The 22534-nt window shown below is 59.0% G+C and carries 20 protein-coding genes; 10 read left to right on the top strand and 10 right to left on the bottom strand.

Features of this window, described 5'->3' with window-relative positions:
- Positions 1–58: 58 nt before the first annotated feature.
- A complete protein-coding gene (locus ACMGGW_RS11695) occupies positions 59–1150 on the bottom strand; it encodes a hypothetical protein (protein WP_141998188.1) in 1092 nt (363 codons plus the stop codon).
- Positions 1102–1803, bottom strand: coding sequence for a hypothetical protein (locus tag ACMGGW_RS11690; RefSeq protein WP_043143631.1), 702 nt, complete (start codon positions 1801–1803; stop codon positions 1102–1104). The genes ACMGGW_RS11695 and ACMGGW_RS11690 overlap by 49 nt, the downstream gene beginning before the upstream one ends.
- A 154-nt stretch (positions 1804–1957) precedes the next feature.
- Between ACMGGW_RS11690 and zntB the strand changes: the two genes are divergently transcribed.
- A complete protein-coding gene (zntB, locus tag ACMGGW_RS11685) occupies positions 1958–2941 on the top strand; it encodes a zinc transporter ZntB (protein WP_025302990.1) in 984 nt (327 codons plus the stop codon).
- A 218-nt stretch (positions 2942–3159) separates the two neighbouring features.
- Here the strand turns inward: zntB and ACMGGW_RS11680 are convergent, their stop codons facing one another.
- Positions 3160–3558, bottom strand: coding sequence for a VOC family protein (locus tag ACMGGW_RS11680; RefSeq protein WP_099817206.1), 399 nt, complete (start codon positions 3556–3558; stop codon positions 3160–3162).
- 146 nt (positions 3559–3704) lie between these two features.
- Entirely contained in the window at positions 3705–4643 is a 939-nt protein-coding gene (ttcA, locus tag ACMGGW_RS11675) for a tRNA 2-thiocytidine(32) synthetase TtcA (protein WP_197832011.1), read from the bottom strand.
- Between the two features lie 294 nt (positions 4644–4937).
- On the opposite strand from ttcA, the gene ACMGGW_RS11670 reads away from it, so the two are divergent.
- Positions 4938–5252: a hypothetical protein gene (locus ACMGGW_RS11670; RefSeq protein ID WP_025302987.1), complete on the top strand. Its 315-nt coding sequence runs from the start codon at positions 4938–4940 to the stop codon at positions 5250–5252.
- A gap of 87 nt (positions 5253–5339) precedes the next feature.
- Here ACMGGW_RS11670 and nifJ read toward each other — a convergent pair whose 3' ends face one another.
- Positions 5340–8873: a pyruvate:ferredoxin (flavodoxin) oxidoreductase gene (gene nifJ / locus ACMGGW_RS11665; protein ID WP_197827623.1), complete on the bottom strand. Its 3534-nt coding sequence runs from the start codon at positions 8871–8873 to the stop codon at positions 5340–5342.
- 238 nt (positions 8874–9111) lie between these two features.
- On the opposite strand from nifJ, the gene ssmE reads away from it, so the two are divergent.
- Both ssmE and ACMGGW_RS11655 read left to right on the top strand, forming a co-directional pair.
- Complete coding sequence (ssmE, locus tag ACMGGW_RS11660; protein ID WP_025302985.1) at positions 9112–9444, top strand: multidrug efflux SMR transporter SsmE; 333 nt, start codon at positions 9112–9114, stop codon at positions 9442–9444.
- A 499-nt stretch (positions 9445–9943) separates the two neighbouring features.
- Positions 9944–10198 carry a DUF333 domain-containing protein gene (locus tag ACMGGW_RS11655; RefSeq protein ID WP_015377999.1) on the top strand — a complete coding sequence of 85 codons (255 nt, stop codon included), beginning with the start codon at positions 9944–9946 and terminating at the stop codon, positions 10196–10198.
- Positions 10199–10219: 21 nt separating this feature from the next.
- Here ACMGGW_RS11655 and hslJ read toward each other — a convergent pair whose 3' ends face one another.
- From hslJ to ACMGGW_RS11640, 3 genes are all read right to left on the bottom strand, one after another.
- Positions 10220–10648: a heat shock protein HslJ gene (gene hslJ / locus ACMGGW_RS11650; protein ID WP_049205463.1), complete on the bottom strand. Its 429-nt coding sequence runs from the start codon at positions 10646–10648 to the stop codon at positions 10220–10222.
- Between the two features lie 50 nt (positions 10649–10698).
- Positions 10699–11691 carry a 2-hydroxyacid dehydrogenase gene (locus tag ACMGGW_RS11645; RefSeq protein ID WP_025302983.1) on the bottom strand — a complete coding sequence of 331 codons (993 nt, stop codon included), beginning with the start codon at positions 11689–11691 and terminating at the stop codon, positions 10699–10701.
- Between the two features lie 141 nt (positions 11692–11832).
- Positions 11833–12123: a putative quinol monooxygenase gene (locus ACMGGW_RS11640; RefSeq protein WP_025302982.1), complete on the bottom strand. Its 291-nt coding sequence runs from the start codon at positions 12121–12123 to the stop codon at positions 11833–11835.
- A gap of 139 nt (positions 12124–12262) precedes the next feature.
- On the opposite strand from ACMGGW_RS11640, the gene ACMGGW_RS11635 reads away from it, so the two are divergent.
- The 5 genes from ACMGGW_RS11635 to ACMGGW_RS11615 all read left to right on the top strand — a co-directional run bounded on the left by ACMGGW_RS11635 (position 12263) and on the right by ACMGGW_RS11615 (position 16672).
- Complete coding sequence (locus ACMGGW_RS11635; protein WP_080287156.1) at positions 12263–13087, top strand: LysR family transcriptional regulator; 825 nt, start codon at positions 12263–12265, stop codon at positions 13085–13087.
- A gap of 324 nt (positions 13088–13411) precedes the next feature.
- Positions 13412–16024, top strand: a complete 2613-nt coding sequence (locus ACMGGW_RS11630; RefSeq protein ID WP_197832010.1) for a YdbH family protein — start codon at positions 13412–13414, stop codon at positions 16022–16024.
- Positions 16021–16218: a YnbE family lipoprotein gene (locus ACMGGW_RS11625; RefSeq protein WP_025302979.1), complete on the top strand. Its 198-nt coding sequence runs from the start codon at positions 16021–16023 to the stop codon at positions 16216–16218. Before ACMGGW_RS11630 ends, ACMGGW_RS11625 begins: the two co-directional genes overlap by 4 nt.
- 8 nt (positions 16219–16226) lie before the next feature.
- Positions 16227–16550, top strand: a complete 324-nt coding sequence (locus ACMGGW_RS11620; RefSeq protein ID WP_048796882.1) for a YdbL family protein — start codon at positions 16227–16229, stop codon at positions 16548–16550.
- Complete coding sequence (locus tag ACMGGW_RS11615) at positions 16535–16672, top strand: hypothetical protein (protein WP_127145959.1); 138 nt, start codon at positions 16535–16537, stop codon at positions 16670–16672. The genes ACMGGW_RS11620 and ACMGGW_RS11615 overlap by 16 nt, the downstream gene beginning before the upstream one ends.
- Here ACMGGW_RS11615 and azoR read toward each other — a convergent pair.
- The gene (gene azoR, locus ACMGGW_RS11610) at positions 16669–17274 is read right to left on the bottom strand and encodes an FMN-dependent NADH-azoreductase (RefSeq protein WP_015377994.1); all 606 of its coding nucleotides are present in this window, start codon (positions 17272–17274) and stop codon (positions 16669–16671) included. The two genes, ACMGGW_RS11615 and azoR, sit on opposite strands and share 4 nt — an antisense overlap.
- 269 nt (positions 17275–17543) lie before the next feature.
- Here azoR and hrpA point away from each other — a divergent pair, with 269 nt between their 5' ends.
- The gene (gene hrpA, locus ACMGGW_RS11605) at positions 17544–21431 is read left to right on the top strand and encodes an ATP-dependent RNA helicase HrpA (protein WP_072070378.1); all 3888 of its coding nucleotides are present in this window, start codon (positions 17544–17546) and stop codon (positions 21429–21431) included.
- Positions 21432–21529: 98 nt separating this feature from the next.
- Here the strand turns inward: hrpA and ACMGGW_RS11600 are convergent, their stop codons facing one another.
- On the bottom strand, positions 21530–22342 hold the full coding sequence (locus tag ACMGGW_RS11600; protein WP_025302976.1) for a trypsin-like serine peptidase: 813 nt from the start codon (positions 22340–22342) through the stop codon (positions 21530–21532).
- Positions 22343–22534 lie beyond the last annotated feature (192 nt).

Below are 22534 nucleotides of genomic sequence, written 5' to 3'. Positions count from 1 at the left end.
GCTTTATCGGCGATATTGCCCGATTTATCGGCAATGGTTTATTTCATTACCGTTATTATTAGTCTGCATTAATCGGGAAAAGCGCCTGCCTGGCCGCCGGGGCGGGAAAGACGCAGGCGACGTTGTGCCCGCAGCCGGGAACGATCGTTAACCGATGCGGCTTCTTCGGCGCCAGGTAACGCCGATCGTAGTCGGCATAGGCCAGGGCGCGCTGCAACCGGTAGGGGCCCTGCAGCTGGGCGGCGCAGGATTTGTCGAGTATCCGATAGTAGGCGCCCGGCGCGGTGCCGGTATCCTCGGCGGCAGCCAGATAGGTGATATCGGCGGCGGCGTAACGCCGGCGTGCCGTGTCTGCGGTGCGTTGCAGATGAGCGGGAAGCGCTTCCAGACCGTATTTCCACTGGTTAGCCTGTGGGCACTGGCCGCCATTCACCGTTTGCCAACGGAATCGACAGGTTTTTTCACTGCCGCAGCTTCCCCAGCTTGTGGGCTGAGGACGCAGATTCTCAAAGTAGAGCCAGCTGCCGGGATCGGCCACCACATAGCGCAGACGCACCCCGTTTGGCGGATGGGCAAAGCCGACATAGTGCTGCACGAACTGGGCGCCGGCGGAAAAACCGGCCACGGTTATCGACTGCAGCGATGGCCAGCGCCGTTTCAGATCGGCCAGCAGGTTATCCAGGGCGTTGAACGAACCGGTTTTCCCGCTATTATCCAAATCGCCTGCGATCCAGGAGCCGCAGCGCCACAGGGCATCGCCGTCTTGCGGTGACGGGAGCCCGGCGGAATGGCAATGAACGGCAAGTTTCTCCGGCACCTGGAACAGCGGGGCGACCAATAAGCCATTGTCTCCCGCTTCCTGCGCGGCATCGATCGCCGCTTGCAACGTCTTGGCGACATCGCGCGGGCGGCCGTGCATCACCACCAGTGCGGTGCGCGGCTGGCGGGAGTGAGCGTGAGCGACAAAATAAGGCAGTGAACCCGCCGCCGTCGGCGCGTGATAGGGCGTGGCGAGGCGTTCTAATACCGGCTCTGCACGAACCGATTGGCCGAACAGCAGCAGGGCGGCCATTGCGATGTAGCGCAGGCGGCGCATCCTCGTCAGGTTCGGCGCAGCGCAGTGCGCAGTTGTCTCAGGACTTCCCGGCATCGTTGTTCCTCACGCGCTCGTTGATAGTAGCGATAAAAGGCGCGTTCCGAACTGAGGTTACCCGCCAGCGCCAGTTGCCTGAAGATTAAGTATGTCAGACTGAGCATGATGATAATAAATATAAAGCCGGGGAACAGCAGCTGCCAGCCGTCGGTGATGCGCGCACCGGACATAAACACCAGCGACGGCGCGATAACCAGCACGCCAAGCTGCCGCAAGCCCCATTGCGCCAGCACAGGCATTAGCACCAACAGAGTGACGAATAGCAGGTATTTCAACAGATAGCGACAGGAAAGCAGCGAGCGTTTTAACGCACTGTCGGCGCGTCGTTGCAAAACGAAACCCTTGGACGTGGTGCGCAGGATCTGCTGTCGGCCGCCAGTAGGTCTGTAGCGCTCCAGCGCCGTTACGCCGTCCGGCAGTGCCAGCAATTGCTGCAACTCCGCCAGCCCGACGGTTTTGCTACCGATGTAATCCCTAAACAGTAAGAGCTGCATGCGCTCACTGTGGGGCTTCTCGACGGATTCGAGTAGCTTGAGCAGCTTGTCATGGTTTTCCCGCCGAATACGAAATGGCGTTTTAACAACGGCGATAAACAGGGTGATAACGGTCAAACTGACTTTGAGAATATCTGCGGCGCTGATCTCAAACATGGGGGCTTCCTGTCGTTGCGATGTGTTCCCTAAGGCCAGAAGTATAGAGCACGTTTTTCACCTGGCGTGAAAACTGGCGTTACAGCTTGGCCTTTGATCTCCAAGGCGTTAAGGCTAGACTCAGCAACATAAGTAAGACTGAGGGGATAAATGAATGGATGTGATTGAGGGGAGCGAGCTGCAGATCGCCGATGCGGTTTACGCCTACCAGCTGGACGGCAAGGGCGGCGTCACGCCGATCGAGCAAGATGACAAGATCACCTGCGACGCGCCGTGCTGGCTGCATCTTGATTACGCGCACCCGGCCAGCGCCGAATGGCTGAGCACCACGCCGCTGCTGCCGGACTCGGTGCGCGAAGCGCTCTCCGGCGAAAGCTCTCGGCCACGCGTCAGCCGCCAGGGCGAAGGCACCATGATCACCCTGCGCAGCATCAACTTCAATGCCAACTCACGGCCGGACCAGTTGGTCACCATCCGTGTGTACATCACCGATAAACTGATTATCTCCACGCGGCACCGCAAGGTGTATTCCATCGATCAGGTGGTGAACGATTTGCAAAGCGGCGCCGGGCCGACCAACAGCGGCAACTGGCTGGTGGAGATTTCCGATGCGTTGACCGATCACACCAGCGAATTCATTGAGGATCTGCACGACAAGATTATCGATCTGGAGGACGCCTTGCTGGAACAGCAGGTGCCGGAGCGTGGTCAGCTGGCGTTGATCCGTAAACAGCTTATCGTGCTGCGCCGTTACATGGCGCCGCAGCGTGACGTTTTCGCACGGCTGGCCAGCGACCGCCTGCCGTGGATGAGCGACGACGATCGCCGCCGCATGCAGGACATCGCCGATCGCCTGGGGCGCGGGTTGGACGATCTGGACGGCAGCATCGCGCGCACCGCTATCTTGTCCGACGAAATCACCACGGTGATGGCCGACGCGATGAACCGCCGCACTTACACCATGTCATTGTTAGCGATGGTCTTTTTACCTACCACCTTCCTGACCGGGCTGTTTGGCGTCAACCTTGGCGGCATACCGGGCGGCGGTAACCCCTTCGGTTTCGCGGCATTTTGCCTGATGTTGGTCGGGTTGGTGCTTGGCGTCGCCTGGTGGCTGAAGCGCAGCCGCTGGCTGTAGGTGAAAATGACGAAAACCCGGTTAACATTGAGCAAAATCAACATTTAGCCGGGGGAAATGGGGCATGATCTCTCTCGCAGGTGAATGCAACGTCAAGCGATGGGCGTTGCGCTCCATAATTGTCTTACTTTCTTATTTTTGAATTACTGCATAGCACATTTGATTCGTACAATGCCGGTTTAATCACCGGCATTTTTTTATTCGGCTTCCCTTCTTCTTCAGGCCGCGCTTTCATCCCAGAAGCTGGCTTCAATCTTGTGCCCATCCAAATCCCGGACAAAGCAGCCGTAGTAAGCCTCACCGTAATGCGGCCGCGAACCGGGCGCGCCTTCATCGACGGCACCGGCCAGCAGCGCCTGGCGATGGAATTCATCCACCTGTTGCTTACTGGTGGCGAAAAAACCGACGTGCGTACCGTTGCCGGGTGAGGCCGGGCGGCCGTTGATCGGCACCTGCAGCCAAAACTCCGGGTAGTCGCGGCCGTAACCGATGGCGCCGGGATGCTCCAGCACTCGTCGGCATCCCAAGGCGGCCAGCGCACGATCGTAAAAGGCGGCGGCGGCCTCGAAATCGTTGGAGCCCAGCGAGATGTGGGACAGGCAGGGGGTAATATTCATTGCGCGATCTCCATGTAACTGTATAAATAAACAGTATAGGGTAAAAACGGCACTGCCCAGTAAATTTTGCGCAAACTGTGAACAGGATCGAGATCGTCGAGAAAGGGAAATGTCGCCGCTCGCAGGATGGCAAGCGGCGAGGGGGCTTATTTGATTTCCAGCACGTTCAAACGTTCTGGCGCAGGTATCGCGTCGTCCGAGTCTTCCGGCTGCCAGCCGACCGGCTGCATCGGGATGTCTTCGCGATCGAAGGCCAAATCGCCGCCGTCTACCACGGCGCTCCCGTGGTGAATGCCCTTGAAATCGAACAGATTGATATCGCTCAGGTGCGAAGGCACCACGTTTTGCATGGCGCTGAACATGGTTTCCAGCCGGCCAGGATAACGTTTGTCCCAGTCACGCAGCATATCGCCGATCACCTGGCGCTGCAGGTTAGGCTGCGAGCCGCACAGGTTGCATGGAATGATCGGGAACGCTTTGGCGATCGAGAAACGCTCGATGTCTTTCTCGCGGCAATAGGCCAGCGGGCGAATGACCACGTGCTTGCCGTCGTCGCTCATCAGTTTGGGCGGCATGCCTTTCATCTTGCCGCCGTAGAACATGTTGAGGAACAGCGTCTGCAGAATGTCGTCACGGTGATGGCCCAGCGCGATCTTGGTGGCACCCAGTTCGGTGGCGGTGCGGTACAGAATGCCGCGGCGCAGGCGCGAGCACAGTGAACAGGTGGTTTTGCCTTCCGGGATCTTGTCTTTGACGATGCTGTAGGTGTTCTCTTCGACGATCTTGTATTCCACCCCCAGGCTTTGCAGGTAGGCAGGCAAAATATGCTCAGGGAAGCCGGGCTGTTTCTGATCGAGATTCACCGCGATCAGCGAGAAGTTGATCGGCGCGCTCTGCTGCAGGTTACGCAGGATCTCCAGCATGGTGTAGCTGTCTTTACCGCCGGACAGGCAGACCATGATGCGGTCGCCTTCTTCAATCATATTGAAATCGGCGATCGCTTCGCCCACGTTGCGGCGCAGGCGCTTTTGCAATTTGTTCAGGTTGTACTGCTCTTTTTGGCTAACGGATTGCTTTTCTGACATTTAAATCGTGCTCATTCTCAATAGGGGGCACTAGGGGCATGGCGTTGTAGACCGCGAGTTTACCATTCAACCGGCCGATTTTGATCATTATTCATCATCCAGCCGCCACGCACCCGACGCGAGGTCTGTATGGTACGGATTGTAGCGATGAATACCAGCAGGTTTTTCAGCTCGCCGCTTTATCGGTTTCCCTTAAAAGCCTTCGCCGTCATTTGAACGAAGGCCTTGAGGGAACGTTGTTTCGCGGTGCAGGTCTCATCTCAGACAGAACTTACTTCGAGAGGCACTGAGAGCATGAAAGGAATCGCTGTTGTTGGATTTTACGCATCGTTTTTTGCCTACGCAGAAAACGCACTGGCGTTTGACACGATACCTGTTGGTCTGAGCGAACCGACCGAAACCGTGGTACTGGTACCGCGCGAGCAAAAAGAGCGTCTTGATGGCAAGGATAAGGGAGATGCACTTTATTGTTATTATGACGGGAAATTATTCTCGCTGGGCGCCACGTTCAAAGACAAGGTTTGCGCTTTAGCGGAGATTAAAACGGATAAGCCGTTCTCAGCACGCGTCATGGCCCAATGGATAAAAGAAAAAAGTGCGGCTCGCTAAGTGTGAAACCCCTGAGCATTGAGGCCCACCGCTGATTCAAACGGTATGTGAAAAACAGGGCGCGAATCGCTCGCGCCCTGAGGGAGGTTACTCAGCAGCGGACTTTTCCGCCTTACCGGCCAGCAGGCTGAGGAAATCGTATTTCTCCTTCAGCTCTTTCTCGGCGGCCTGATACAGCGCGCTGGCCACCTCCGGCTGCTGCGCGTTCAGGCGTCGGAAACGCTGTTCTTTCAGCAGCGTTTCCGACAGGTTGCTGTTTGGCGGCCGCGAATCCAACGCTAACGCGGCCTTGCCCTCGGCGCTACGGCGCGGATCGAAGCGGTACAGCGGCCAGAAGCCGGTGGCGGTCAGCTGTTTCATCTGATCGTGGCTGAGCGCCAGATCGTAGCCGTGTTCTTCGCACGGGCTGTAGGCGATGATCAGCGACGGGCCCGGATAGGCCTCGGCCTCCTGAATCGCTTTCACCGTTTGGTTAAGCTGCGCCCCCAGCGAGATCTGCGCGACGTAGACATGGCCGTACATCATCATGCTGACGCCCAGATCCTTGCGCGCCTTCCGCTTGCCGTGCTCGCCGAACTTGGTCACCGCGCCGAGCGGCGTGGCTTTCGACTGCTGGCCGCCGGTGTTGGAGTAGCATTGGGTGTCGAGCACCAGCACGTTGACGTTCTCCGTCAGGCTGAGGACGTGATCCAACCCGCCGAAGCCGATGTCGTAGGCCCAGCCGTCCCCGCCGATCAGCCAGATGGATTTATCGACCAGGTAATCGGCGTCGGCCGCCAGCTGGCGTGCGTCTTCACCTTCAATACTCGCCAGCAGCGTGCGCAGTTCGGCGATTTGCTTACGGCGCGGCTCCGGCGCCACATCTTCCATCTGCAGGGCATTGACCAACTGCTCCGGCAGCTGCGTCGCCAGCGAATTCAGCAGGCGCAGCACCCGTGCGCGATGTTGATCGACCGTCAGACGGAAGCCCAGGCCGAATTCGGCATTGTCTTCGAACAGCGAGTTGGCCCACGCCGGCCCGCGCCCTTCGGCGTTGGTGGTGTACGGCGTGGTCGGCAGGTTGCCGCCGTAGATCGACGAACAGCCGGTGGCGTTGGCGATCAGCAAACGGTCGCCATAGAGCTGGGTCAGCAGCTTGATGTACGGCGTTTCGCCGCAGCCGGAGCAGGCGCCGGAGTATTCGAACAGCGGCGTGATCAGCTGCGAGGTGCGAATGTCGATGCGCTCCAGCTGCGCTGGATCGATTTCCGGCAGCTGTAGGAAGAAGTCGTAGTTGTCTTTTTCCGCCGTCAGATTATCGAGGCGCGAAGCCATGTTGATGGCCTTGATCTCTGGGTTCTGGCGATCTTTCGCCGGGCAGACCTCGACGCACAGGTTACAGCCGGTGCAATCTTCCGGCGCCACTTGCAGTACGTATTTCTGGCCGCGCATATCGCGTGATTTGACATCCAGAGACTGCAGGGAAGCGGGGGCGTGTTCCATCTCCGACGGCTGAACCACTTTGGCGCGAATGGCGGAGTGCGGGCAGGCGGCGACGCAGTGGTTGCACTGGGTGCACAGATCGGGCTGCCAGACCGGGATCTCTTCGGCGATGTTGCGCTTTTCCCACTGGGTGGTGCCCACCGGCCAGGTGCCGTCCGGCGGGAAGGCGGAAACCGGCAGCGCATCGCCCAGCCCGGCCAGCATCGCGGCGGTAACGGTTTTGACGAAGTCCGGCGCGGCGTCCGAGACCACCGGTGGGCGCATCGGGCTGCTGTCGTCGACCGGCTGCAGTGGAATTTCAATCAGTGCGCCACGGGTGGCGCCCAGCGCCTGCCAGTTGCGCTCGACGATCTCCTGGCCCTTGTTGCTGTAGCTGCGCGCGATGGCATCCTGCAGCTGTTGCAGCGCCACGTCGCTCGGCAGGATCTGCGTCAGGTGGAAGAACGCCATCTGCATTACGGTGTTGATGCGCGCGCCGAGCCGGCATTCGCGCGCCAGCTTGGCGGCGTTGATGATATAGAAACGCGCCTGGCGTTGATGCAGCAGCGCCTGTACCTCCTGCGGCAAGCGTGACCAGACCTCGTCCGCGCCGTAAGGGGTATTGAGCAGGAAGGTACCGCCGGGTTTGAGACGTTCAACCATCTGATACTTATCGATAAACTGCAGCTGGTGGCAGCCGACGAAATCCGCCTGGCTGACCAGATAGGCCGAATTGATCGGCTGCTCGCTGACGCGCAGATGCGACACCGTCAGGCCGCCGGCCTTTTTGGAGTCGTAGACGAAATAGCCCTGCGCATACAGCGGCGTGGCGTTGCCGATGATTTTGATGTTGTTCTTGGTGGCCGAGACCGAACCGTCGCTGCCCAAACCGTAGAACAGCGCTTCCAGCGAGGCGCGCTGCGGCAGGATTTCGTCGCTCAGCGGCAGTGAAAGCCCGGTGACATCATCGAAGATGCCGACGGTAAAGCGCGGGCGCGGCTGCGGCTGGGCCAGCTCGCGAAACACCGCCAGCGCACAGTCCGGGCTGAACTCTTTCGACGACAGGCCGTAACGGCCGCCGATCACCCGCGGCAGCGTGGCGCGCTCACCCCGGCTGTAGGCCTCCGCCAGCGCGGTCATCACGTCCAGATACAGCGGTTCGGCCAGCGCGCCCGGTTCTTTGGTGCGATCGAGCACCGCGACGTTGCGCACGCTGTCCGGCAGCGCGCCGAGCAGGTATTTGGCGGAGAACGGCCGGAACAACCGGACTTTCAGCACGCCGACTTTCTCGCCGCGGGCCAGCAGGGTGTCAATCACCTCTTCGCAGGTGCCGGCGGCGGATCCCATCACCACCACCACGCGCTCGGCCTGCGGGTGGCCGTAGTAGTCGAACGGCCGATAGTGGCGGCCGGTGAGGGCGGCGAAGGCCGCCATGGCGTCGATCACGTGTTGGCCGGTGGCGTCATACCACGGGTTGGTGGCTTCGCGCGACTGGAAATAGGTGTCCGGGTTGGCGGAAGTGCCGCGCACCACCGGATGATCGGGCGACAGCGCCCGGCTGCGGTGAGCGTCGATCGCCGCCTGCGGCAGCATTTGCCGCAGCGTATCGTCGCTGAGCGGCACGATCTTGTTGATTTCGTGCGAGGTGCGGAACCCGTCGAAGAAGTGGATAAACGGCACGCGCGCGTTGAGAGTGGCGGTCTGTGAGATCAGCGCGAAGTCCTGCGCCTCCTGCACGTTGCTGGCGCACAGCATGGCGCAGCCGGTTTGGCGCACTGCCATCACGTCCGAATGGTCGCCGAAGATCGACAGCGCGTGTGTGGCTACGGTGCGGGCGGCGACGTGCAGCACGAACGGCGTCAGCTCTCCGGACAGTTTGTACAGCGTCGGGATCATCAGCAGCAGACCCTGCGATGAAGTGAACGAAGTCGACAGTGCGCCGGTTTGCAAGGCGCCGTGCACGGTGGCGATCGCGCCGCCCTCAGACTGCATTTCCACCACCCGGGGGATGTCGCCCCAGATGTTTTGCCGGCCATCGCCGGACCAGGCGTCTGCTTGCTCCGCCATGGTGGAACTTGGCGTGATAGGGTAGATGGCAATCACTTCGTTGGTGCGATAGGCCACGGAAGCGACTGCGTTATTACCATCTGTAGTTATCATCGACATTACCTTTTCATTGCTCACAAAGCCGCGAAAGCACACTTTCGCAGTAATGGGAAAAAGTCTAACAGAGGGTTTGAACGTGGCTTTATCGCGTTTGTGTGGCGGGTGATAAATCGTCAATGGCGTATTTCCTCGCCGAATGAGATGCAGTGGCAATAAATTGTTTTGACCGTTTAAAGACAATTTATTTCCGGCGCGTCATAATTGCGCATCGGCAAACTGACAGAAGAAAATCATGAGCGCATTTATGTATTTGACGATGGCGATAGTCGCGGAAGTGATCGCCACCACCATGTTGAAAGCCTCCGAGGGCTTTACCCGCCTGTGGCCGTCGCTGCTGGTGGTGCTGGGTTACGGCGTGGCCTTTTGGGGGCTGTCGATGGTGGTCAAGAGCATGCCGCTGGGCATCGTGTATGCGATTTGGTCGGGTATGGGCATCGTGCTGGTGTCGATCGCCGCGGTATTCGTTTACCAGCAAAAATTGGATTGGCCAGCGATTGTCGGCATGGGATTAATTATTGCCGGCGTGCTGGTGATTAATTTACTGTCTAAAGCCTCGGTGCACTGAGTGTTATTTTAATGTGAAAAAAGGCCGGCGTGACAGCAAGTCGCGCCGGTTGAAGAATTCAGCCATCATTCACTGAAAATAGTGGAATGCTAATTACTTAGCGCCGCCAGCATAGACGTAAATATCGTCCTCTCCGGTAGCAAAAAATGCGTCGTCTCACTGAAAGCACGTGAAGATAATGAATACCGATGTCGCGGGAGAAATCTCTTCGTCAGCAGCGGTGACGTTATCACTTTCTGCGTGCGGCCGGGGCCAGGCACAGGGTGGCGCTGTCACGTTTGGCGTATCGCGCCGGGGCGGAAATATTCTGCAAACAAAATAAATGTCCGGCCGGTGCAAAAAAATGACAAATAATGGCTGGAATATATTTTCATTATTTATATATCGAGCTAGATTAAACAAGTTTGCATCAAAGATAGCGAAACGTGTCCGCTAAGTGACGCGCGTTATCAGCAATGGCGATTTTACACAGCGCAGTTCCGGGTTCAGGAGTGGGATAATGACGACATCAAAATGGTTGCTTGCCAGCGCCGTGCTGCTTTTAGCCGCCTGCAGCAGCAATAACGAAGAGCCAGTACAGCAGGGCAACAGTGCCAGAATCAATACGTTGCAGACCAGCGCCGGTTGCGCGGCGGTCGGCGGCGTTACTACCATCGCGCATAACCTGAACGGTGAAGCGCTGCGCATGTGCCAAATGCCGAATGGCAAGCAGTGCGAAGAACGCACGCTGGGCCTGGGCAGCTGCGCCGGGTAAGCCCGCAGCGACAGGCCCGGATCAATACACCCAGTCGCGCAGGGTATAAACCAGCGTGTGGCCGCTGCCGTTGAGCGTCAGTTGCTGCGCGTTCAGCATCACGTCGGCGCCGTTTTCGAGCACGGTGCCGATCACCCGATCCCAGCGGTTGCGCTGCTCATCAGGGCACAGCTTGCGCGTCGAGGCCAACGGTTTTACCGTCAGCACGCCGTCGCGTAACTGCCCCTGGCCGAAGAAGCGGTTGCACATCGCGCCGGAGACATGCAGGTTCTCGCCAAATTCCAAATTGAGCAGGCCGCCATCCGTTCGTGATTGTGCCGCTTCACCATCTACGCTCTGCAACACGAAGTTGTGATGCAACAGATCGCCGGGTGTGACGGTAGACTGTGGTTTCATGCTGCATCCCCCTAGGACCAGCGTCGCAAGGGCGGCCACCGTGGTTTTTCTCATTGCGTTCTCTCAAATAAACAGGGCGCCGCAAGGGCGCCCCGAAGTTACGCTCAGGCGTTCAGCTGGTTCGGGCAGGCTTCGCCGCGATCCAACAGGCTGATGTTCTGCAGCGTGGTTTGCGAAATGCTGGTCAGCGCCTCTTCGGTCAGGAAAGCCTGATGGCCGGTGAACAGCACGTTGTGGCAGGCCGACAGGCGGCGGAACACGTCATCCTGAATCACGTCGTTAGACTTGTCTTCAAAGAACAGATCGCGTTCGTTCTCGTAGACGTCCATCCCGAGCGCGCCGATTTTTTGCTGCTTCAACGCGTCGATGGCGGCGGTAGAGTCGATCAGCGCGCCGCGGCTGGTGTTGATCACCATTACGCCGTTTTTCATCATCGCGAAGGCGTCGGCATTCAGCAGATGGTGGTTTTCCGGCGTCAACGGGCAGTGCAGGGTAATCACGTCGGATTGCGCGTACAGCGTTTTCAGGTCGACATACTCCGCGCCCAGCGCCAGCGCCTGCTCGCTCGGGAACGGATCGTAGGCCAGCAGCTTCATGCCGAAGCCTTTCAAAATGCGCATCGTCGCCACGCCGATTTTACCGGTGCCGATCACGCCGGCGGTGCGGTTGTGCATGTTAAAACCGATCAGCCCTTCCAGCGAGAAATTGGCGTCGCGAGTGCGTTGATAAGCGCGGTGAATACGGCGGTTCAGGCACATCATCATGCCTACCGCGTGTTCTGCCACGGCCTCCGGCGAGTAGGCCGGCACGCGCACTACCTTGATGCCCAGTTCTTTGGCGGCGTCCAGATCGACGTTATTAAAACCGGCGCAGCGCAGGGCGAGGATCTCGACGCCCAGTGCCGCCAGTTCTTCGAGCACTTCACGGCTGCCGTCGTCGTTGACGAAGATACACACCGCCTTGCAACCGGCGGCCGTTTTGGCGGTTTTTTTGCTGAGTAAAAAGTCGAAGAATTCCAGCTCATAGCCAAACTGCTGATTCACCAGTTCGAGATATTTACGGTCATACTGTTTGGTACTGTATATCGCCAATTTCATCGTGGTTTCTCCACCGTGATTTTGTGATCAATTTAACAGATTTTAGTAAATTCGACAATTGGTTAGCGGTTTGGCCAGCGTGGGGTTTGTTCGGTCAACCAAGAGGATGAAACCGGCCCCATAGGGCCGGTTCACGCGATGTTAGCGAGCGATTTCCGTGTAATGATGCTCATCGTAGTCATGGGTCAAGTACCCGTTGACGGCATCGTTAAAGGCGACCCAATGCGGGGTTTTCTGGTGTGCCGAAAGCGCCGCCTTATCGTCCCAGTTTTCGATCAGCGCGTAGCTGTTTTCATCGTTCTGGCATTGCCAAAGCTGGTAAAAAGAGCAGCCGGTTTCTTTATTGGATTCCTGCACCATGGTGTTGAGCAGGCTGAGAAACGCGGGGCGTTTGGCCGGATTGACCTGAAAAAAGACATTGAGCGTGATCATGGTTTATTTCCTCAGTCGATAATGAAACTGGAATTTCCAGGTGGCAGCAATGTGCTGACTGCGAGGATTCTACGGACTTGATGGTTGACTAAAAGTGAAATAAAGTTCCGTTGCTATTCATTTTTGGTGAAGGTTTGTGATGTTGAAACGTGCTCAGTTGGTGACCTTTTGCATGGTGGTTGAGTCAGAGAGTCTCACGGCAGCGGCTGAGAGGCTGTTTTGCGTGCCCTCTAACGTGACCAAGAAATTAAAAGAGTTGGAAATGGCGTGTGGCGTTACGCTATTTGATCGTGAGCGCAATCGACTGTCGCTCACACCGGAAGGTCGGGCGCTTTACCATAAAGCCAAGCGCTTTTTGGCTATCGAAGAGCGGGCGCGAGCGCAGCTTGAACAGGATCCGGTGCAGGGTGAACTGAAGCTTGGCGCGCTGGATATCGCCTTGAGTCATCATCTGCCGCAAAAGTTGGCGCATTACCGTGCGCAGAACCGCCGCGTTCAGTTGAGTGTGGTGCAGGGCTATTCGCTGGATCTGGAGTTTCAATTGCAAAAAGGAACTCTGGACGTGGTGTTTTCAGATGGGCCGATAGAACATCCGCAGCTGCAGAGCCGGCGTGCTTTTCAGGAGCGTTTGGTCTTCATTGGCGGGGCGTATCAGCCAGCGTTGTTGGCAAAAAGCGATCTCTATGTTTATTCGCGTCAATGCCACTATCGCCATCTGGTGGACGCCTGGCTGCAAAAGCAGCAAGTGATCCCCGCCGCGCTGCTGGAGGTGGAATGCTATGACGTGATATTCGCCTGCGTAAGCGCGGGGTTGGGGTATGCGTTTGTCCCTGAGAGCCTGGCGCGACAGCGGGAGGTTGCGTATACCGAGTGCGGGAATGAAATGCGCAGCGATATTTATGCTATCTGGCGTAAAGCGAGCGACAGCCGCATAGTACAGGCTTTTATTGAGGCCGTGATTTGAAATTAGCGGCAAAAAAATCCCCACGGGGGTGTGGGGAATGGCTTCTCTAGTACACAGTTAGCTAGCAGCTAAACTTTTATTAGAATGGTTGCAAGACTATTAATCATCAACGGTAACGACAATAACAAAAGTCTGAAAACCGTCCTATTTATGTGATGTATATGTAACGAAAATCTACAACTTCGCACACGTTTGCGCTAAAAAGGTGCAAATCGCCTTTGCGACCCCGCTCAGCTTCACCCTATGTCAAATTCGTGCCATCATTATTGTCAATTCAGGCATAGACTTAACCAATGCCTAACTCAGGAACGAAGCAATCATTTAATGACCAGGCGATTGAAAGTATTCATAGGGACCGTGGCGGGCTGTGCAATTCTGGTGCTGGCGTTATGGCAAACTTTGCCGCGCTGGCTGCCGGGGGTGTTATCGCATTGGTTGCCGGCGGGAAGCCGACTTGAGTTACAGGGCAAGTTGTATTGGCGCCAAGGCGGCCTGGCGTTGCCGGGGGCACGTTTCACCGCGCAAGATTGCCTGCTGGCCAACGTCGGTCCGACGCGGCTGGCTTACCGCCAAGGCCGCTGGCAGCTGTCGAGCGATAAGGTCAGCGTCGATAGCGCCTGTTTGTCAAAACTGCCGGGCGGCGACGCCAACAGCGCGCCGCTGGCGCTCGATCAATTGCAGCGGCAACTGCCGGCGCTGGATCTCACCATTAATGATCTGACGCTTATTCCCTGGCAGCGCTATGCCGGCAAGCTACAGATTTCCTCCGGCCCCGACGGGCAACGTCTGCATTATCGGGGACCGAATCTCAGCGCCGAGGCGCGGCTGGATGAAAAACAGCAGCTGACGTTGCAGAGTCTGACCGTCGTCCCGCCCAACAGCGCGCAACCGCTGCACCTAGCCGGTAAGATAACTCTCCCGCTGGATCTGGCCAGCCTGCCGAAGCAGGGCGCGTTGCAGGGTGAAATGCAGACGGCCTATCTGGAAAAACCGGTTTTGCTGGATATGCGCTGGCAACAGCAGCAGGGCGTGTTGACGGTGAGCGAGAAAGGCGACGATCGGCCGCTGGCGGTGCTGCCGTGGGAAGTGACCCCGCAGCGGGTCAGCATCAAGCAGGGCGAGTGGCGTTGGCCCTACAGCGGACAGCCGTTGAACGGCGGCCTCAGCATCGCGCTGCACGACTGGAGCAAGGGATTGGATGAAACGGAGATCAGCGCGCGGCTGAACGTGATCACCGCCGGCCACAACGGCAAGGGTAATGCGGTGCTCACCCTCGGGCCGGGCAAGGTGGGGTTGACCGACAGCGATCTGCGCTTCCAACTGACCGGGCAGGCCAATCTGGCCGATTTCTCCACCACCGCGTCGATCCCGGGCGTGATCGGCGGCAGCATTCTTAACCCGACGCTGGTTCTGCAGCCAGGTTCGCTGCTGCGTCTGTGGGGCAAAGTGACGCCGGAAATGACGCTGGAAGAGGCGCGTCTACCGCTGGCCGGCGTGAAGGTGACCGCCGCCGGCATCACCGGCCGCCTGCAGGCGATTTTGAGCGCCAGCGACAGTTATTGGGGGCGTTTCAAGCTCCACCTGGACGGCCAGGCGCAGGATTTCTGGCCGGACAAGGGCGACTGGCAGTGGCGTTACTGGGGCAACGGCCGGTTGCCGCCGCTGCAGGCCGCCTGGGACGTCGCCGGCAGCGGTCGTTGGCAGGACAGCGAGCTGGTGCTCGACAAGCTCTCCACCGGTTTCGACAAATTGAAGTACGGTCTGGTGACGGTCGCCGCGCCGCGCTTGAGCCTCAACCAGCCGCTGCGCTGGCAGCGTGATGAACAAAGCCCGCAGTTCAACGGCGAATTCCAGCTGGCGGCGGATAAGGTCAGCTTCAGCGACGGTGGCTATCTGCCGGCGCCGGTGCTGGCGCTGCAGGTGAACGGCCGTTCGCCGGACAGTTTCCAGATGCAGGGCAAGCTGCAGGCGCAACAGATCGGGCCGATCGCGCTGCGCGGCCGTTGGGACGGCGAACGTCTGCGCGGCGAAGGCTGGTGGCCGAAACAGTCGCTGAAGGTCTTCCAACCGCTGTTGGCACCGGATCTCAATCTCACGCTGCGCGACGGCGAGTTTTACGCGCAGTCGGCGTTTTCCGCCGCCCGTGAACAAGGGTTCGAGGCCGGTGGCCACTGGGTGGTGAAAAACGGCGGCATGTGGCTGAAAGACGGCGAAATGAGCGGCCTGGATTTCATCCTGTCGTACCGTTTCAAGCAGCATCACTGGCAATTGGGAGCTAAACAGCCGGTATCGCTGCGCATCAAGTCTTTCACCAACCTGTTCGAGATGCAGAACATTTCCGCCGATCTGCAGGGCACCTATCCTTATAGCGAAGGGCAGCCACTGACGTTGAGCAACGTCGGCGTGGACATGCTCAACGGGCATATCAGCTTGTCGGCGCTGCGGTTGCCGCAGCATGACGCCGCGGTGCTGAAGCTGGATAAGGTCGATCTCAGCGCGCTGTTTACCGCCCTGAAACCGAAGCAGTTCGCCATGTCCGGCCGGGTCGACGGCGAGCTGCCGCTGTTCCTGAACCATCCGAAGTGGTTGGTGCAAAACGGCTGGATCGCTAACGCCGGCACGTTGACGCTGCGCCTGGACAAAGACATGGCCGACGCCATCGGCAGCAATAACCTGGCGACCGGCGCGGCGATCGACTGGCTGCGCTACATGGAAATCAACCGTTCGCATGCCCGGGTCGATCTCGACAACCTGGGCGAGTTGACGCTGAGCGCGCGCATCGACGGCATCAACCCGCAGAAAAGCGCCAAGCGCGAGGTGATCCTGAACTATCGCCATCAGGAAAACGTGTTTCAGCTGTGGCGCAGTTTGCGCTTCGGCGACAATTTACAGGAGTGGCTGGAGCAGGCCCTCTCACAACCTGGGGAGCAACAATGAAAATCATGAGTGTGTCGACGCTGGCAGCGGTGCTGTGCGTTTCGCTGCTGAGCGGCTGCGTGCCGCGCATCGAGGTGGCGACGCCGAAGGATCCGATCACCATCAATATGAACGTCAAGATCGAGCATGAAATTCATATCAAGGTGGATAAGGACGTCGAAAACCTGCTGAAAACCCAAAGCGGTCTGTTCTAGGAGCCGACATGAAAAAACGTTATTTGTGGCTGGCCGGCGCCGCCTGGTTGTTCAGTGGCATGGCGATGGCGTTGACGCTGGATGAGGCGAAGCAGCAAGGGCGGGTAGGTGAAACCCTGAGCGGCTACATCGCGCCGGTGAAGCAGGACGCGGAAACCCTGGCGCTGGTGAAACGCATCAACGCCGGCCGCGCCGAGAAGTATCAGGAAGTGGCGGACGGCAACCATATCGCCGTCGACGAAGTGGCGCGCATGGCCGGGCAGAAGCTGGTGACGCGGGCGCAGAGCGGCGAGTATGTGCGCGGCATCAACGGGCAGTGGCTGAAGAAATAAAAAAAGCGCGCCGTCTGGCGCGCCAAAAGATACGGATAGATGATTATTATGAGGGTAGTGCAGGTTTGACAGGACTTGCCTCTTGTCCGGCAGGGGCTCGGCGCCCCTGCGCAGGGTCTTAGGCAGCAACCACCTGAGACAGGGCCGCCTTGGCGTCTTCCTGTGCTTTGGTCGCCACTTCCGGGCCATAGGCGATGCCTTCCGCGAAGACGAACTCCACGTCGGTGATGCCGATGAAGCCCAGGAACAGACGCAGGTAAGGTTCTACCAGGTCGGTCGGGGTGCCTTTATGGATGCCGCCGCGGCTGGTCAGGATCACGGCGCGTTTGTTTTTCACCAGGCCTTCCGGACCGTTTTCGGTGTAACGGAAGGTCACGCCGGCGCGGGCAACCAGGTCGAAATAGTTTTTCAGCTGGGTCGGAATGTTGAAGTTGTACATTGGTGCGGCAATCACGATGACGTCATTGGCCTGCAGCTCGGCGATCAGCTCGTCCGACAGGGCCAGCGCTTCTTGTTGACGTGGAGTCAACGGAGCATCGGAAGGACGCAGCGCGCCGACCAGTTCACCGTCCAGCACCGGGATTGGCTGTGCGGCCAGATCGCGCACGGTGATGGTGTCGCCGCTGTGGGCGTTGCTCCATTGCTCTACGAAGAAATCGGCCAGTTGGTTAGACTGAGAGTAGGTCGCCAGGATGCTTGATTTCAGAACCAATACGTTGCTCATCGATAATTCCTTACGTTGTGACAGTGACATCAGGACTCAGCGTCCCTTGCATGAAGTACATGCTATTCACATTCCCCCAACAGTGATAGCGCAATATTTCGAGATCTCCGTTCAATTTTATTGAATGACATGGCGACGCTTTACTCGCGGAAGTAGGGGGAGAAAGCCGTTTGTGATAGGCTGTGCGGCTAAAGCAAAAAAATCGCTAAAAAAACATTAAACCGTTGCCAAGCCTGGCCTTGGCGGCGAAGAAACAAGGAACACCGAACGTGAAATCTCCGCTCGAGGCACTGCCGGCCCAACTGGGCGAGCTGATGCTCCGCGATCAACAACGCCTGCGTCGTCGCCTGCAGGGCGCACGAAAAATCAAAAATCCCGATGCCCAGCTGGCGGTCGCCGCCGACGTGGAAAGCGACATCGCGACGGCGCGGCAAAAAGTGCAGGCGCGCGCCGCGTCTTGCCCGCGCATTACCTATCCGGAAAGCCTGCCGGTCAGCCAGAAAAAGCAGGACATCTTAAATGCTGTCCGCGACCACCAGGTGGTGATCGTCGCCGGGGAGACCGGCTCGGGAAAAACCACCCAGTTGCCGAAGATCTGTCTGGAGCTGGGGCGTGGGGTGAAAGGGCTGATCGGCCATACCCAGCCGCGCCGCCTGGCGGCGCGCACCGTCGCCAACCGCATCGCCGACGAGCTGGAAACCCCGCTCGGCGGCAGCGTCGGCTACAAGGTGCGCTTCAACGATCAGGTGGGGGAAAACACCCTGGTCAAGCTGATGACTGACGGTATCTTGCTGGCGGAGATACAGCAGGATCGCCTGCTGATGCAGTACGACACGTTGATCATCGATGAAGCGCACGAGCGCAGCCTGAATATCGACTTTATTCTCGGCTACCTGCGCGAACTGCTGCCGAAGCGCCCGGATCTCAAGGTGATCATCACCTCGGCGACCATCGATCCGCAGCGTTTCTCGCGCCACTTCAACAATGCGCCGATCATCGAGGTTTCCGGCCGCACCTACCCGGTGGAGGTGCGTTACCGCCCGGTGGTGGACGACGGCGATGATACCGACCGCGACCAGCTGCAGGCGATTTTCGATGCGGTGGACGAGCTTGGGCGCGAAGGGCCGGGTGACATTCTGATCTTCATGAGCGGCGAGCGCGAGATCCGCGATACCGCCGACGCTTTGAACCGCCTCAATTTGCCTCACACCGAGGTGCTGCCGCTGTATGCGCGCCTGTCGAACAGCGAGCAGAACCGGGTTTTCCAGTCGCACCACGGCCGCCGCATCGTGCTGGCCACCAACGTGGCGGAAACCTCGCTGACGGTGCCGGGCATCAAATACGTCATCGATCCGGGCACCGCGCGCATCAGCCGCTACAGCTTCCGCACCAAGGTGCAGCGCCTGCCGATCGAGCCGGTGTCGCAGGCCTCCGCCAACCAGCGTAAAGGGCGCTGTGGCCGCGTGTCGGAGGGCGTGTGCATCCGTCTGTACTCTGAACAGGATTTCCTCTCGCGGCCGGCGTTTACCGATCCGGAAATTCTGCGCACCAACCTGGCGTCGGTCATTCTGCAGATGACCTCGCTGGGGCTGGGCGACATCGCCGCGTTTCCGTTTGTCGAGGCGCCGGACAAGCGCAACATTCAGGATGGCGTGCGCCTGCTGGAAGAGCTGGGGGCGATCACCACCGCCGATAACGGCCACTATCAGCTGACGCCGCAGGGCCGGCAGCTGGCGCAGTTGCCGATCGACCCGCGTCTGGCGCGCATGGTGTTGGAAGCGCAGAAGAGCGGCAGCGTGCGCGAGGTGATGATCATTACCGCCGCGCTGTCGATTCAGGATCCGCGCGAGCGCCCAATGGATAAGCAGCAGGCCTCGGATGAAAAACACCGCCGTTTTGCCGACAAAGACTCGGACTTCCTGGCGTTCGTCAACCTGTGGGATTATCTGCAGGAGCAGCAAAAGGCGAACTCTTCCAGTCAGTTCCGCCGGCTGTGCCGCAACGATTTTCTCAACTACCTGCGGGTGCGCGAGTGGCAGGATATCTATACCCAACTGCGCCAGGTGGTGAAAGAACTGGGGCTGCCGATCAACAGCACGCCTTCCGATTATCGCAGCGTCCACACCGCGCTGCTGACCGGCCTGTTGTCGCACATCGGCCAGAAGGATACGGACAAGCAGGAATTTACCGGCGCGCGCAACGCCCGCTTCTCGATCTTCCCCGGCTCCGGCCTGTTCAAGAAGCCACCGAAGTGGACCATGGTGGCCGAACTGGTGGAAACCAGCCGCCTGTGGGGACGCATCGCCGCGCGCATCGAACCGGAATGGATCGAGCCGCTGGCTCAGCACCTGGTGAAACACAGCTACAGCGAACCGCACTGGTCGAAGTCGCAGGGGGCGGTGATGGCCAGCGAAAAGGTCACGCTGTTTGGTCTGCCGATCGTTGCGGCGCGCCAGGTCAACTACGGCGCCATCGATCCGCTGCTGTGCCGTGAGCTGTTTATCCGCCATGCGCTGGTAGAGGGAGACTGGCAGACGCGCCACGCCTTCTTCCGCGAAAACCAAAAGCTGCGCGCCGAGGTGGAAGAACTGGAGCATAAATCGCGCCGCCGCGACATTCTGGTGGATGACGAAATGCTGTTCGGGTTCTACGATCGCCGCATCCCCAACGACGTGGTGTCCGGCCGTCATTTCGACAGCTGGTGGAAGAGCGCGGCCAAGCAGCAGCCGGATCTGCTGAACTTCGAAAAAGAGATGCTGATCAAAGACGGCGCCAACAAGATCAGCGCGCTGGATTACCCGAACTTCTGGCATCAGGGCAACCTCAAGCTGCGGCTGAGCTACCAGTTTGAACCGGGCACCGACGCTGACGGAGTGACGGTGCACATCCCGCTGCCGATCCTCAACCAGGTGGAGGAGCAGGGCTTCGAATGGCAGATCCCCGGCATCCGCCGTGAGCTGGTGATTGCGCTGATCAAGTCGCTGCCGAAACCGGTGCGTCGCAACTTCGTGCCGGCACCGAACTACGCCGAGGCGTTCCTTGGCCGCGTAACGGCGCTGGAATTGCCGCTGCTGGACGCGCTGGAGCGCGAGCTGCGGCGCATGACTGGCGTGACCGTGTCACGTGATGACTGGCAGTGGGATCAGGTGCCCGATCATCTGAAGATGACCTTCCGCGTGGTGGGCGAGAAAAACCAGACGCTGCGCGAAGGCAAAGATCTGGCCGCCTTGCGCCTGCAGTTGAAAGAGAAGGTGCAGGAGACGCTGTCGGCGGTGGCCGATGACGGACTGGAGCAGAGCAATCTGCATGTCTGGAGCTTTGGCCAATTGCCGGCGTTTTACGAGCAGAAGCGCGGCGGCTATTCGATGAAGGCATACCCGGCGCTGGTGGATGAAAAGGACAGCGTGGCGATCCGCCTGTTCGACAGCGAAAGCGAGCAGCAACAGGCGATGTGGCAGGGCACGCGTCGTCTGCTGTTGTTGAATATTCCTTCACCGATCAAATACCTGCATGAGAAACTGCCGAACAAAGCCAAGCTGGGGCTCTATTTCAACCCGTACGGCAAGGTGCTGGAGCTGATCGACGACTGCATATCGTGCGGCATCGACAAGCTGATCGCAGAACACGGCGGCCCGGTCTGGCAAGAAGCAGACTTTGCACGGCTGCAGGAGCAGATCCGCGCCGAGCTGAACGACACGGTCGTCGAGGTGGCCAAGCAGGTTGAACAGATCCTGACGGCGGTCTTCAACATCAACAAACGGCTGAAAGGCCGGGTGGACATGTCGTTGGCGCTGGCGCTGTCGGACATCAAGACCCAGCTCGGCGGGCTGGTCTACCGCGGCTTCGTGACCGGCAACGGGTGGAAACGCCTGCCGGATACGCTGCGTTACCTGCAGGCGATCGAGCGGCGGTTGGAAAAACTGGCTATTGATCCGCACCGCGATCGCGCGCAGATGTTGCGGGTGGAGCAGGTGCAGCAGGCCTGGCAGCAGTGGCTGAACAAGCTGCCGCCGAAGCGACAGCAGGAGGAAGAAGTAAAAGCGGTGCGCTGGATGATAGAAGAGCTGCGCGTCAGCCTGTTCGCGCAACAGTTGGGCACGCCTTACCCGATCTCCGATAAGCGCATTCTGCAAACTATCGAGCAGCTTTCGAGCTAAGCTCGGGTGCACCGGCCGGCAAGCGGCCGGCGCAGCGCAAGTTGAAATTCGCAGAGCAGAGAAACAGCAACGGCGCATAATGCGCCGTTGAGAGAGGGTTAGTTGCCTGCCGCCAGCGCGTCCAGCGCTTCGCGGATACCGGGCACCGCCAGGGCACGGTTATCGGCGCGATAGCGATCTTTCGCCGCCGGTGCCGAGCTTTGGATGGCGATCAGTTGCCAGCCGTCGGCGGTTTTCAACAGCAACGGCGAACCGCTGTCGCCGGGCAGAGTATCGCACTGGTGCGACAGTACGCTTTGCTGGGCCCAGCCGGTGACCTTGCAGTTTTGGTGGCTGTAGAGGTCATCCAGATGATCCTCCGGGTAGCCCGCTTGAGTTATCAGCCGTTTGGCCTGTTTCAGGGCCTGAGTCAGCGCCTTGCTGTCGCCTTGCCACAGCGGCAAGGGTGCGATCGGCAGCGGTTTTTTGTCTTTCAGACGGATCAGCGCAAAGTCATAAGCGGCCGCGGCGGGCGGGACGATCCAGCCATCACCGTCCGGCTTCAGCTTTTTGCCCAGTTTGCTGTCGACCAGGGTCTCGATATTGTCGGTTTGATACTGCCACGACTTATCACCCGCCACGAAGCGCAGAGCGATGGCTTTATCCAATTGCCCCGGCGGTGCCAGCACGCAGTGGCCGGCGGTCAACGCCAGGTGTGGGGAGATCAGCGTGGCGGTACACAGATTGCCGCTGGCGGTTTCGACCTGGCCGATGGCCTGCCACGGCTTGGCGGCGGTATCCGTGACCTTGATTCGTTCATCTTTGCCGAAAAACAGACGCGTTTGCTCGGCCTTGGACGGGCCGTCTGCGCGTGCCGCCTGAGAAGCGATGAGCGGGAGTGAACACAGCAACAGTAAAACGGATATGCGCATAGATCTCTTGCCTGACAAATACGGATCATCCATAAACACACTGAATGCTAACTATAGACTGATTTAGCAGCCATGTGGATGGGCAATAATTGATTTTTCAATAATTTCCCGCCGGCGATGCGGCAGGCTACAGGTAAAAAAAGACGGCGATCAGTCCGCAAAGGATCAGGGCGGTCAGAACGATCTCGAACA

Origin of the sequence: Serratia sp. BNK-4 (assembly GCF_048685115.1) — a bacterium.
Taxonomy (GTDB): domain Bacteria; phylum Pseudomonadota; class Gammaproteobacteria; order Enterobacterales; family Enterobacteriaceae; genus Serratia; species Serratia bockelmannii.
This window is presented reverse-complemented; position numbering and strand designations above follow the sequence as displayed.